The following is a 12,128-nucleotide window of genomic DNA, read 5'->3' on the forward strand; positions in this document are numbered from 1 at the left end:
CATTTGCCGGTTGCGGCGGCGGCGGAATCGCATAAGAAAGCCCGAGAATTTTCCAGGGGTCGCCAATGCCGCGCATTGCCTATGTCAACGGGCGCTACGTCGCTCATGCTGACGCTTCCGTGCATATCGAGGATCGCGGCTATCAGTTCGCCGACGGCGTCTACGAGGTCTGCGAGGTGGCGCGCGGCTTCATCGTCGACATGCCGCGCCACCTTGCCCGCCTGAACCGCTCGCTGACCGAGCTGTCGATCGCCTGGCCGGTGACACGCAATGTGTTGCCGCTGATCCTGCGCGAGGTGGTCAACCGCAATCATGTCGTCGACGGTCTGGTCTATGTTCAGGTGACGCGCGGTGTCGCCAGCCGCGATTTCGTTTTTCCGTCGGCGGACACGAAGCCGGCTTTGGTGGTGACAGCCAGGAAGGCGGATCCTGCCGCCGGCACGAAACGAGCCGAGACCGGTATCGCGGTCATTACCGTGCCGGAGAACCGCTGGGACCGTGTCGACATCAAGACCGTCGGGCTGCTGCCCAACGTATTGGCCAAGCAGAAGGCCAAGGAAGCTGGCGCCCAGGAAGCCTGGTTCGTGGACACGGATGGCAACGTCAAGGAAGGCGGCTCGTCGAATGCCTGGATCGTTACCAGGGACGGCGTTCTGGTCACCAGGCCGGCCGAACATGGCATTCTGCGCGGCATCACGCGTACCACCATGTTCGAAGTCGCCGCAAAGCTCGGCCTGAAGATCGAGGAGCGTGGATTTTCCGTCGCCGAGGCCAAGGCGGCTCGCGAAGCATTCATCAGTTCGGCGACGACTATTGCCATGCCAATCGTGGCCATTGACGGTGATCCCATAGCCAATGGACACCCCGGCTCAATAACACTTTCGTTGCGGCAAGCCTTTTTTGACATTGCGGAAAAAAGTCCAGCCTGATAACCGCACAGGTGGAATGAACATCAATATATCTCGTTCTGCTTGTCGTTACTGACGGCAAGAGGGTGTTTGCGCGCTTGACATGTGCCCGCTAATTTGGCGCATTGGCTGCAAACCGAAGGGGATCGGCGAAAGACAAAAACAATGGCGGAACGATCGCAAAACCTTCAGGACCTGTTCCTGAACTCAGTTCGCAAGAGCAAGAACCCGCTCACCATCTTTCTCATCAACGGCGTGAAGCTGACCGGCGTGGTCACTTCCTTCGACAATTTCTGCGTCCTGTTGCGCCGCGACGGCCACTCCCAGCTCGTCTACAAGCACGCCATTTCCACGATCATGCCGAGCCAGCCGGTTCAGATGTTCGATGGCGAGGAAAGCCAGGGCGCCTGATTGGCACGTGAGAAGGACGCGGACGGCACGGTTCGCGGAAAACCAGCGCATCATCCCGGGGCGGCCGAAGCCCCGACCCGGGCCGTTGTCATCGTACCGGTGCTTACCCGCCAACCGCGTAATGACGATGACACGAGCCGTCCCCGGCTGACGCGCTCGGCCGAGGCGCGCCACGACGAAGCAGTCGGCCTTGCCCGCGCCATCGATCTTGATCTGATCCATACGGCCGTCGTGACCGTCAACGACCCGCGTCCGGCGACATTGCTGGGCAGCGGCAAGGTCGAGGAATTCGCCGAAATCGTCAAGGAGGGCCACGCGGAAGTGGTCATCGTCGACCATCCGCTGACGCCGGTGCAGCAGCGCAATCTCGAGAAGGAATTCAACGCCAAGGTGCTGGATCGCACCGGGCTGATCCTGGAGATTTTCGGCGAGCGGGCGCGCACCAAGGAAGGCACGCTGCAGGTCGAGCTTGCCCATCTCAACTACCAGAAGGGCCGCCTGGTACGCAGTTGGACCCACCTGGAGCGCCAGCGTGGCGGTGCCGGCTTCCTCGGCGGCCCCGGTGAAACGCAGATCGAATCCGATCGGCGTCAGTTGCAGGAAAAGATCATAAAGCTGAAGCACGAGCTGGAAACCGTGCGCCGCACCCGCGACCTGCATCGCGCCAAGCGCAAGAAGGTGCCGTTTCCGGTGGTGGCGATCGTCGGCTACACCAATGCCGGCAAGTCGACGCTGTTCAACAAGCTGACCGGGGCAGGGGTGCTGGCGCAGGACATGCTGTTTGCCACGCTTGACCCGACACTGCGCCGCGTACGCCTGCCGCATGGCACGCCGATTATACTTTCCGACACGGTGGGCTTCATTTCGGACCTTCCGACGCATCTGATCGCTGCTTTCCGCGCGACCTTGGAAGAGGTGGTCGAGGCCGATCTCGTCATCCATCTGCGTGACATTTCCGATCCCGATACGGCGGCTCAGGCCGAGGATGTCGAGCGCATCCTCGCCGACCTCGGCGTCGATGCCGGCGACGCCAAGCGCGTCATCGAAGTCTGGAACAAGATCGACCTTCTGGACGAAGGCAACAGGCACCGGCTGCTTGCCGACGGCGCCGACGGCAGCAAGGAACCGCCAATCGCCGTATCGGCGGTATCAGGCGAAGGCATCGATGTGCTGAAAGCGGTCATCGAAACGCGAATGGCCGGCGAGCTGCAAGACCTGACGGTGACGATCGAGCCGGCCCAGTTTGCCTTGGTCGATTGGCTTTATCGCAATGGTGACGTCGTTTCGCGGACCGACAATGACGACGGCAGCGCCACCATTTCACTGAAGGCCACGCAAAGCGCTCGCGAAGAGATCGAAAGCCGATTGCGGCGCAAGAACAACGGCTAACGCGCAGCAACTCCAGGAAAAGTGTATCGCGGTTTTTCGCCCGGCATTGCCGAGCTATAGGCTTACGTCGCGGTTTTCGCTTCCTGCCAGAGCGCTTCCATTTCCTCCAGGGTCGCTTCCTCCAGCGTGCCGCCGGATTTCTCCACGGCCTGCTCGACGTAGTGGAAGCGTGAGCGGAATTTCTCGTTGGTGCCGGCAAGCGCCGCTTCCGAGTCGAGCTTCAAGTGACGGCCCAGATTGACGACGGCAAACAGCGTGTCGCCGAACTCGTCCTTGATGTCAGCCGTTTCGCCCTTGGCCAGCGCCTCGCGCAACTCCCCGATCTCTTCCTCGATCTTGTCCAGGATGGGAACGGCCTCGCTCCAGTCGAAGCCGACACGGGCAGCCTTTTCCTGAAGTTTCAGCGCTCGCGTCAAGGCGGGCAGGGCGACTGGAACACTGTCCAGGAAGCCTTTGCCGTTGTCCTCGGGGTCGAGGCCACGCGCGAGGCGGGCTTGCCGCTTCTCGGCCTTCTCCTGCGCCTTGATCTTCTCCCACATGCCCTTGGCCATGCCGGCGCTGCGAGCCTTCTCGTCGCCAAAGACATGCGGATGGCGGCGGATCATCTTGGTGGTGATGGCCTGGACCACGTCGCCAAACGCGAACTCTCCGGCCTCCTGCGCCATCTGCGCGTGGTAGACGACCTGCAGCAGGAGGTCGCCGAGTTCGTCGCGCAGGTCGTCGAGATCGCCGCGCGCGATGGCGTCCGCCACCTCATAGGCTTCCTCGATCGTATAAGGGGCGATGGTGGAGAAATCCTGCTCGATGTCCCACGGACAGCCGGTCTTCGGCGCGCGCAATGCCGCCATGATCTCGATCAGGCGTGAAATATCTTTCGATGGCGTCATGCGGCGGATGCTATCGCGCCGACCGCCGCGCGGCCAACGCTGTCAGCCGGCGAGGGGACCTTGTCCACAGTTGCACGTACCCGTTTCGTCAGTCCAGCACGGAAACGATCGCCTTGGCGAGGTCATCCATGCCGTCCTCGGGCAGGCCGGCCACGTTGATGCGGCTGTCGCCGACCATGTAGACGGCGTGCTCGGCGCGCAGCCGTTCGACCTGCGCTTCCGTGAGGCCAAGCCGGGAGAACATGCCGCGATGGCTGGCAACGAAGTCGAAACGATCGGAATTGGATTGCCGGCGCAACGCCTCGGCGAACGCGACCCGAAGCCGCAGCATACGCAGGCGCATCTCTTCGAGCTCGGCTTCCCAGTCGGCACGCAGCGCGGCGTCTTCCAGCACGATGCGCACCGCGGCCGCGCCATGGTCCGGCGGCATCGAATACATGGCGCGCGCCGCCGACAGCATCTGGCTCATCGCCACGTCGGCCTGCGCGCCGTCCCTGGCCAGCACCATCGCCGCCCCGACACGGTCGCGGTAGACGGCGAAATTCTTCGAACAGCTCGACGCCACGACCATTTCCGGCACCTTCGCGGCCAACAGTCGCAAACCGAGTGCGTCCGCCTCGAGGCCGTCGCCAAAGCCCTGATAGGCGATGTCGACAAATGGCAGCAGGCCGCGCTCGACGACCAGATCCGTGACGGCCTCCCACTGAGCCGCGTCGAGATTGGCGCCGGTCGGGTTATGGCAGCAGCCATGCAGCAGCACCACGTCGCCGTTGTTGGCGCCCCGTAGCGCGGCCAGCATATCGTCGAAACGAACCGCGCCCGAGGCCGCATCGAAATAGGGATATTCGCGGATCTGCAGGCCGGCGGCACGCATCACCGGCATATGGTTCGGCCAGGTCGGGTCGGAGACCCAGACCGTCGCGTCCGACCGTGTGCGCTTGAGCAGTTCCGCCACCAGCCGCAGCGCGCCGGAGCCGCCAGGCGCCTGTGCCGCCCGGATGCGCGACAGGTCCGCACCCGGACCGAAGGCGAGCTTGGCCATCACGGTATTGAACCCGATATCGCCCGCGAGGCCGAGATAGGTCTTGGTATCCTGTCCCTGCAGCAGCCGCTTCTCGGCCTCGCGCACGGCGCGCATGACCGGCGTCTTGCCGTCGCGATCCTTGTAGACGCCGACGCCGAGGTCGACCTTGCCAGGGCGTGGATCGGCGCGATAGAGGCCGATCAGCGCAAGAATCTTGTCGGCGGGAGCTGGCTGCAGGTCTTCGAACATCATTATGGTTCCGTTGGCGCGGCGGAGTGATACGCAAATTGGCTACGTTTCACCAGCGGTTTCGGTGCGCCGGCATGAAAGGCGGCACTGTTGGTACAGCTTCCACCCACTTCAGAGAAAGCATGCTCCATGCTCGTCCGTCTGACTATGATCTGCGCCGGCGCCACGGCGGCGACCCGGAAAGGATCGTTTCCTTCGGATGAACCGCTGGAGCCACGATCGCTGACATTGGCAAACGCGATGCGCGGGACGCTGCGTCGCGCCGACCGTGTGTGGACAGCGCCGGCGCTTCGCGCCCGTCAGACCGCGCAGGCGCTATCGCTGGATGCATCTGTCGATCCGACGCTGGCGGACCAGAACTACGGACGATGGGCAGGCAAGAGCCTTGACGAGGTGGAGGCGCGACAGCCCGACGAGATCGGCGCCTGGCGCACGGATCCGAATGCGGCCCCGCATGGTGGCGAATCGCTGGCCGAGGTTGCCCAAAGGGCGGCTGGATTGATGGATCGATTGATCGCCGAACGTGGCCACACGATCGCAGTAACGCATGCCAGCGTCATCCGCGCCGCGATCCTGCATGTTCTCGGCGCGCCGCTTGCCGCCAGTTGGAAGATCGACGTCGAGCCGCTGAGCATCACGGATTTTCGCAGCGATGGCCACAGGTGGATGCTCCGCGCCTGCGGCGTAACGCTTCCCAAACCGGCAAAACACTTTGGACCAGAGGGCGCCTACGACAACTGAGCGAGGTGAGGGCAGCCGCCGACATATCCTCCAACGAAGAAAAAATGGCGCCAGCGGGATTAAAGGCCCCACATGCTCCGTAAACAGGGCATGAAACCGTCGATGCCACGCTTTGACATCATAGGACAGCTCGGGTCGCTGCGGCGCTATGCGCGCTCGCTGACGCGCGACGGCGTCGAGGCCGAGGATCTCGTGCATGACGCGCTGGTGCGCGCCTATGAGCGGCGCGGCACCTTCCGCTCGGGAGGAAACCTGCGGGCATGGCTGCTGTCGATCGTCCACAACACCTTCATCGACCGCGTGCGTTCGCGCCGTTCGGAAGCGGCGCGGCTGGAACAGGCCGGATATCTGGCCGACGGCAGCACGCCGGCGCCGCAGGAACATTCCGTGCGCCTGGCGCAGGTGCGCGAAGCCTTTTTCAGCCTGCCGGAAGAGCAGCGCTCGGCGTTGCATCTGGTCGCCATCGAGGGCCTCTCCTACCAGCAGGCGGCAAATGCCAGCGGCGTGCCGCTGGGCACGCTGATGTCGCGTATCGGCAGGGCGCGCGCGGCTTTGCGCCAGATGGAAGAGGCGCCCGCCCGTGGCAAAAATCATCTCAGGATCGTGGGAGGCGACTCATGACCGCTCTTGTCGACCCGGTTACGGACGCCGATCTCGACGCCTATGTCGACGACCAGCTCGACGTCACCCGCCGCATCGAGGTCGAGGCTTTCCTGGCCGCGCGTCCGGCGGCGGCCGCGCGCGTGATGTCCGATCTGCGCACCCGCGACGAACTGCGCGTGGCGTTGGCTGGCTCCGGTGGCATGGCGCGGCCAGCAACGGCCGATGCCGCACGGCGGCTGGAGAGGGGACTTGGCCGGGGCCGTATCTTCGGCGTGCTGCAACGCGCGGCGGCGGTTGCTGCTTTCGTTGCCGCCGGCTGGCTGGCCAACGGCATCATCGGGCCGATATCGGTGACAAAGGTCGTCGCTTCGCCGCAGCCGCCCGCCTATGTCGACGAGGCGGTACAGGCACATAGGACGACGCTGCTGCGCGAGAACATGCCCTCGCAGACCGAGGCGCCCAATTACAATGCCGGCGAGATCCGCGCCGCCACCGCCATTGTCATGCCATCCCTGCCGACGGACTGGAAAGTCCGCGACGTGCAGATCTATCCGTCGCGCTTCGGCCCGAGTGTCGAGATTGCTGTTGAAACGAAGGAGATGGGCCTGGTGTCGCTGTTCGCAATCCGGCCGGGCACTTTCGATGTGGTCAAACCGACCGTCGCGCCCTCCGGCGACATCTCCTCGGCTTACTTCCAGATCGGCGATGTCGCCTACGCGGTTGTCGCGAAGAGCGAGGTTCATGATCTCGACCGCGCCGCCGAAACGCTCGCCAGAACGCTTTACTGACCGATCCACAAAGGAGACCTGAAAATGAATGCGCCCAATCTTGGATACCGCGTGGGCACAGGCGCCCGGACCGGAGCCGTCTACGACGAGGGCCTGCGCCAGCACATGCTGCGCGTTTACAATTACATGGGCCTCGGCCTGGTGGTCACGGGCCTTGTCGCCTTGCTGGTGTCGTCGACGCCGGCTCTCTACGTGCCGATCTTTTCCAGCCCGCTGAAATGGGTGGTGATGCTGGCGCCGCTCGCTTTCGTGCTGCTGTTCTCGTTCAAGATGCAGACCATGTCGGCGGCAAGCGCGCAGGCAATGTTCTGGGCCTTCTGTGCCGTCATGGGCCTGTCGCTGGCCTCGGTGTTCCTGGTCTTCACCGGAACCAGCATCGCGCGCACCTTCTTCATCGCCGCCACCATGTTCGGCGCCACCAGCCTCTACGGCTACACGACCAGGCGCGACCTGACGCAGTTCTCGTCCTTCCTGATCATGGGCTTGATCGGTGTGGTGATCGCCAGCATCGTCAACATTTTCCTCGGCTCGACCGCGCTGCAGTTCGCCATCTCGGTGATCGGCATCGCCGTGTTCATCGGCCTGACCGCCTGGGATACGCAGACGATCAAGGAGCAGTATGCGGAGAATTTCGATGCGGAGTCGCGGCAGAAGCTCGCCGTCTTCGGTGCGTTCTCGCTCTATCTGAATTTCATCAACATCTTCCAGCTGCTGCTGAATTTCACCGGCGAGCGGGAATAGTCCGAACCGTAGCAGGCAACATCTGGCATTCTGCCGTGGCCGGAGGGAAACCTCCGGCCACTTTTTCATTCGAGACGACGCTTGGCCCGCGGCGCCGTCGATGTTCATAAATGCAAATGGGTCGGCGGCCTTGAGTTCGAGCCCGGCCATTTGCCAGCCTGCTGGCCACACCAGACAAACCGCGAGGACATATGGGACAGGACAGCCTGACGCTCGACGGTGACGGCATATCGGCAACCATCGTCGCGGATGGCGCGGAACTGGTTTCGCTGCGGGATGCACGAGGATTTGAGTTCCTGTGGCAGGCCGGACCGGCCTGGCGGCGCCATTCGCCGGTGCTGTTTCCGATCGTCGGCCGGCTGAAGGGCGATCAGCTGCGCCATCGCGGCCAAACCTATCCGATGACGCAGCACGGCTTCGCGCGCGATAAGCCTTTTGTGTGGGCGGAGAGGGGCCCGCGGTCCTGCACGCTGGTGCTCACCGATGACGCGGAAACCCGAACGCACTACCCGTTCGCATTTCGCCTGGCCGTGACCTATACGCTGGGCGAGGGGCAACTCGACATAGGATTAGAGGTCACCAACACTGGCGACGACCCGTTGCCGGCCTCGATCGGGGCGCATCCGGCGTTCAACTGGCCGCTTCTGCCCGATGTAGCCAAGGATGCCCATCGCCTGACGTTCGCCGAAGCAGAGCGCGCTCCGATCCGCCGGCTGAAGGATGGCCTGCTCACCGCGACGCCGCAGCCAACGCCTGTCAAAGGCAATATCCTCGAGGTGTCCGAACGGCTGTTTGATGGGGACGCCGTGATCCTGGACCAGCCGGCCAGCAGCAGCGTTCGCTACAGCGCCGATCGCGGTCCGGCGATCGAGGTCTCATGGCAGGGATTTCAAGAACTGGGCATTTGGTCCAAACCCGGCGGCGCACCGTTCCTGTGCATCGAGCCTTGGCACGGTATTGCCAGCCCGCTGGATTTCGATGGCGAGTTCACCGACAAGCCGGGCCTGATGCTGATCGCGCCGGGCGCGAAGCGTTCGCTGAGTTACCGGATCAGGCTGGAGCAGGGGCCTCGGTAAAGTTTCCTGCAAGCCGGGGACCGGAGCCGTATTCGACCTCAGGTCGGGTTTCAAACCTGCCGGACCACGGCGCCGATCACATTGACGAGAAGGCGCGCGGCGATGAGCGCCGACAGGCCGTCAATGTCGTTTGGCGGATAGAGCTCCACAAGATCGAATCCGGCGATCCTCGCCCGCTTGCCGAGGCCTGCGATGAGATCGATGATCTGCGTATAGGTGAGGCCGCCGGGCGTACGCGCGGCCACGCCAGGCATGATGCCTGGGTCGAGACTGTCGCAGTCGAAGGTGACGACGACCCGCGCGCCTTCCGGAATATGGCGCAGGGCGGCTTCGACACCCAGGGCGTGAACCTCGCGGGCGGTGACGAAACGGCTGCCATAGTGCCGCGCCGCTTCGATTTCCGCGAGGCGTGCGCTGCCGACGCTGCGCAATCCGACCTGCACCATGCCGGCGACATGCGCCATCTCGCTCGCCCGGCGCATCGGGCTGGAGTAGCCGTAGCGCTCGCCATGCACTTCGTCACGCCAGTCGATATGGGCGTCGATCTGCAGGATCCAGACAGGCCCGTGATCCGCGAAGCCGGCGAGGAAGGGACTGACCACGGAATCGTCGCCGCCGAGCAGGATGGGCACGGCCGGCGATGACAGGATCTCGCGCGTCTTCGCCTCGATCCGGGCACGGTTGCCAGCATTGTCATGCATGATGGTCAGGATGTCGCCGGCGTCGACGCAGCAGATCGGCCTGCCGTCGAACAGCGGGCCGCCGAGATCGAAATCCCAGTGCTCGACGAGCGCGGCATCACCCTGGCTCGCAAAGCGGATGGCCTCGGCGGCCAAGGCATGACCGCTGCTGTCTTTGCCGGGATAGGTGCTGCCGTGACCAGCTCCGAAGATTACCGCGCGGGGCGCCGTGCCATCGGCGAGGCGATCGGGCAAGCCTAGAAAGGAAGATCGAGTGGTCATTTCTGATCGCCTTCAGTCCCGCCGACGCATGATGAGTGGATTGGAGCAGGGTGGTTGCTTTGTATGCCGGATTCCATCGAGCGCATCCAGATCCATCGCATCCTGCTCGAAGCTGCGCTGATCCGATCCGGATATAGGAACACACATGGAGAGCATCGCGCGGCACCGCCGCGTCATCTACAGTGATATGTTGGGTGCGGGCGGTCCGCAAAACGGATGTATTGTCTCGATCGACGCGCCGGTATCGGCGGCGTGTTCGAAAATCCGCTGCGAGGCCGAAGACCTCAGGAGGTGAGCGGCATTAGTGGGCTTCACTGCCTGGAGCGGACGAGGGCCAGGAGGTCGGGTGAAGATCTATGTTCCGAGTGTAGTGGAGGGGCAGGAATGGGTTCTTCCCGAACAAACCGACCGACCAGCTACCAGTTGGCTCCTGATGTTCTGTGTATCGTCGCTTCATTGGCCCATTGGATGATACGTGTTCATCTTTCCTGCTTCTCAGGTCGAGACCTCGCCGATTGATCGGTGTCGTCCTTACGACGCCGTCGGGGCAATCAATGCATCCGGCCTGCCAGACCGACAGGATGCGCCAGGCGCACGCCTCGGCCTCCGCCGCCACTGCGCTCATGATCGCCAATCAGCTCGATCCCTGCTGCTCTGAGGGCGATTACGACGTTCTTCCGCATGTCAAACGCGCCAGGTAGATCGCTCTCGCCGGCCTCCATTCGTTGGATGGCTGACAGGGAAATGCCGGCACGCTCAGCTAGGCTTTTCTGGTCGATTCCAAGCAATGCCCGGGCTGCGCGAATCTGCGAAGCGCTAATCACATTTTGGTCTCCAGGCTACGCTGCTCCGCATTGAAACAGTCATCGACCAACGCGACGGCGTATGGAAAGACGGCAATGGTGATCAGTAAAGGGATCATCCCGGCTCGTCGTTTTTAAGCCGCGAAAACCAGAACGCGCTGATCAAAGCGCCTTTTATGCGTGGTAACAAAAGCAGTATCAGCGCTACAATAATAAGAGAGATCAATACCATTGTGACGGCGAAGTGTGACAGAAGAAGCCCTTGGAACAAGAAATACAAGGGGGCTGCAAAGACGCCCGCAATGAGGATGGTGAACCAAGGCGCCGCATCGTCAGATTCTATGTCACCAAAGTGTTCTCCACAAACTGCGCAACGCTCCACCTGCTTCAGGTAGGTGCGATACAATTTCCCCTGACCACAGTTAGGGCATCGGCCCACCAAGCCTCGTGAAAGGGCGACTGGCAGGGTCGGCCGTGCAAATCTGTCGCTTCCTTTGTCCATCAATGATAATGTATAATACATGACACTCAATGGTTAAAACACCTAGATATACACTGTCTGACATGATGCTGAACGGGTCCAGCGTTAGGTTGCGGGGCTGCTGCGCCATCAGATGGACACTGTCTGACCATGCGCGCCTTCCGACTGTCATTTCAGATGATCGGCCAACTCGTAAGGCCCACTAGGACGCCTGAGCGTTGCACTCAAGCCTGCCGCGGCTATTTCGCCGACAGTTCACGGCGGAGGGCATCGGTTCCGTGAGGAACACCGGAAGCTAGCTGCCCGTCGGGTGATGGTTCCTGCCCGCTTGGCTGACGCAGTCCAGCGCGCTCATCACTTCCTGATCTCGGCCTGCTCCCTTGCAATCTGCGGCAGCCCGTCGACCAGTTTGCCCTGCTTCTGCTTCACGCTGCGATCGTTCAAGGCTCCGTTTTCACATCGAAACCTGGTTAGTCGGGATGCCATTTTGTGGCGGAAGAGCCCTCCACATCGATAGTCAACTTCGAGCAACGCCAGCCTTTGAACTCACTCCCTCAAGCAAGGCGAGCAGGCCTTTCAGAATTTCGATGGGCGGCGGTGGGCAGCCTGGAATATGCAGGTCGACGGGCAGCGCCTCCGACACTCCGCGCATCACGGCATAGCCGCCGGCGAAACAGCCGCCGTTCTTCGCGCAATCTCCGAGCGCGACCACCCATTTGGGATTAGGAGTTGCGTCGTATGTCCGCTTCAATGCCTCGCGCATGTTTTTTGTGACCGGACCCGTGACGAGCAGCACATCGGCATGGCGCGGCGACGCGACGAACCGGATCCCAAAACGCTCGATGTCGTAGAAAGCGTTGTTGAGCGCATGCATCTCGAGTTCGCAACCGTTGCAGGAACCGGCGTCGACAGCCCGAATGGCCAGGCTTCTCCCCAGCCTTTTGCGAGCGGACCCGTTGAGGGCACGCGCCAATTCCTCGACTGCCGATTCGCGTGCCACCGGTGGACGCTCGGTGAGAGGGGGGCGTATCAGGCTTTCGAAGAGAAGCTTGCGCATGACGACCT

Annotated in this window: 15 protein-coding genes; 9 read left to right on the forward strand and 6 right to left on the reverse strand. The window is 62.7% G+C overall.

Annotated features, from left to right (window positions below):
* The first annotated feature begins 65 nt into the window (after positions 1–65).
* From EN808_RS31690 to hflX, 3 genes are all read left to right on the forward strand, one after another.
* Positions 66–929 (forward strand): D-amino-acid transaminase, encoded by an 864-nt coding sequence (locus EN808_RS31690; protein ID WP_135917932.1) that lies wholly within the window; start codon positions 66–68, stop codon positions 927–929.
* Between the two features lie 144 nt (positions 930–1,073).
* Positions 1,074–1,319 (forward strand): RNA chaperone Hfq, encoded by a 246-nt coding sequence (hfq, locus tag EN808_RS31695; protein WP_006202172.1) that lies wholly within the window; start codon positions 1,074–1,076, stop codon positions 1,317–1,319.
* Positions 1,320–2,708: a GTPase HflX gene (gene hflX, locus EN808_RS31700; RefSeq protein WP_135917933.1), complete on the forward strand. Its 1,389-nt coding sequence runs from the start codon at positions 1,320–1,322 to the stop codon at positions 2,706–2,708.
* Positions 2,709–2,770: 62 nt separating this feature from the next.
* Here hflX and mazG read toward each other — a convergent pair whose 3' ends face one another.
* Both mazG and EN808_RS31710 read right to left on the reverse strand, forming a co-directional pair.
* Complete coding sequence (mazG, locus tag EN808_RS31705) at positions 2,771–3,595, reverse strand: nucleoside triphosphate pyrophosphohydrolase (protein ID WP_127872376.1); 825 nt, start codon at positions 3,593–3,595, stop codon at positions 2,771–2,773.
* Between the two features lie 88 nt (positions 3,596–3,683).
* Entirely contained in the window at positions 3,684–4,868 is a 1,185-nt protein-coding gene (locus EN808_RS31710) for an amino acid aminotransferase (protein ID WP_135917982.1), read from the reverse strand.
* A 129-nt stretch (positions 4,869–4,997) separates the two neighbouring features.
* Here EN808_RS31710 and EN808_RS31715 point away from each other — a divergent pair, with 129 nt between their 5' ends.
* From EN808_RS31715 to EN808_RS31735, 5 genes are all read left to right on the forward strand, one after another.
* A complete protein-coding gene (locus tag EN808_RS31715) occupies positions 4,998–5,609 on the forward strand; it encodes a histidine phosphatase family protein (protein ID WP_127281258.1) in 612 nt (203 codons plus the stop codon).
* A 102-nt stretch (positions 5,610–5,711) separates the two neighbouring features.
* A complete protein-coding gene (locus EN808_RS31720) occupies positions 5,712–6,230 on the forward strand; it encodes a sigma-70 family RNA polymerase sigma factor (RefSeq protein WP_245511781.1) in 519 nt (172 codons plus the stop codon).
* Positions 6,227–7,000, forward strand: a complete 774-nt coding sequence (locus EN808_RS31725) for an anti-sigma factor (RefSeq protein WP_127872379.1) — start codon at positions 6,227–6,229, stop codon at positions 6,998–7,000. The genes EN808_RS31720 and EN808_RS31725 overlap by 4 nt, the downstream gene beginning before the upstream one ends.
* A 24-nt stretch (positions 7,001–7,024) precedes the next feature.
* Positions 7,025–7,741 carry a Bax inhibitor-1/YccA family protein gene (locus tag EN808_RS31730; RefSeq protein ID WP_127872380.1) on the forward strand — a complete coding sequence of 239 codons (717 nt, stop codon included), beginning with the start codon at positions 7,025–7,027 and terminating at the stop codon, positions 7,739–7,741.
* A 191-nt stretch (positions 7,742–7,932) separates the two neighbouring features.
* Positions 7,933–8,817: an aldose 1-epimerase family protein gene (locus tag EN808_RS31735; RefSeq protein WP_135917934.1), complete on the forward strand. Its 885-nt coding sequence runs from the start codon at positions 7,933–7,935 to the stop codon at positions 8,815–8,817.
* 50 nt (positions 8,818–8,867) lie between these two features.
* On the opposite strand, the gene EN808_RS31740 is transcribed toward EN808_RS31735, so the two are convergent.
* Complete coding sequence (locus EN808_RS31740; protein ID WP_135917935.1) at positions 8,868–9,779, reverse strand: agmatinase; 912 nt, start codon at positions 9,777–9,779, stop codon at positions 8,868–8,870.
* Positions 9,780–9,924: 145 nt separating this feature from the next.
* On the opposite strand from EN808_RS31740, the gene EN808_RS36565 reads away from it, so the two are divergent.
* Entirely contained in the window at positions 9,925–10,074 is a 150-nt protein-coding gene (locus EN808_RS36565) for a hypothetical protein (protein WP_189522135.1), read from the forward strand.
* Positions 10,075–10,330: 256 nt separating this feature from the next.
* Here EN808_RS36565 and EN808_RS31745 read toward each other — a convergent pair whose 3' ends face one another.
* From EN808_RS31745 to EN808_RS31755, 3 genes are all read right to left on the reverse strand, one after another.
* Positions 10,331–10,603: a helix-turn-helix transcriptional regulator gene (locus EN808_RS31745; protein ID WP_135917936.1), complete on the reverse strand. Its 273-nt coding sequence runs from the start codon at positions 10,601–10,603 to the stop codon at positions 10,331–10,333.
* A 94-nt stretch (positions 10,604–10,697) separates the two neighbouring features.
* The gene (locus EN808_RS31750) at positions 10,698–10,988 is read right to left on the reverse strand and encodes a DUF983 domain-containing protein (protein ID WP_189524218.1); all 291 of its coding nucleotides are present in this window, start codon (positions 10,986–10,988) and stop codon (positions 10,698–10,700) included.
* Positions 10,989–11,580: 592 nt separating this feature from the next.
* Entirely contained in the window at positions 11,581–12,120 is a 540-nt protein-coding gene (locus EN808_RS31755) for an NADH-quinone oxidoreductase subunit B family protein (RefSeq protein WP_127872384.1), read from the reverse strand.
* Positions 12,121–12,128 lie beyond the last annotated feature (8 nt).

Origin of the sequence: Mesorhizobium sp. M8A.F.Ca.ET.165.01.1.1 (assembly GCF_004792065.1) — a bacterium.
GTDB lineage: Bacteria > Pseudomonadota > Alphaproteobacteria > Rhizobiales > Rhizobiaceae > Mesorhizobium.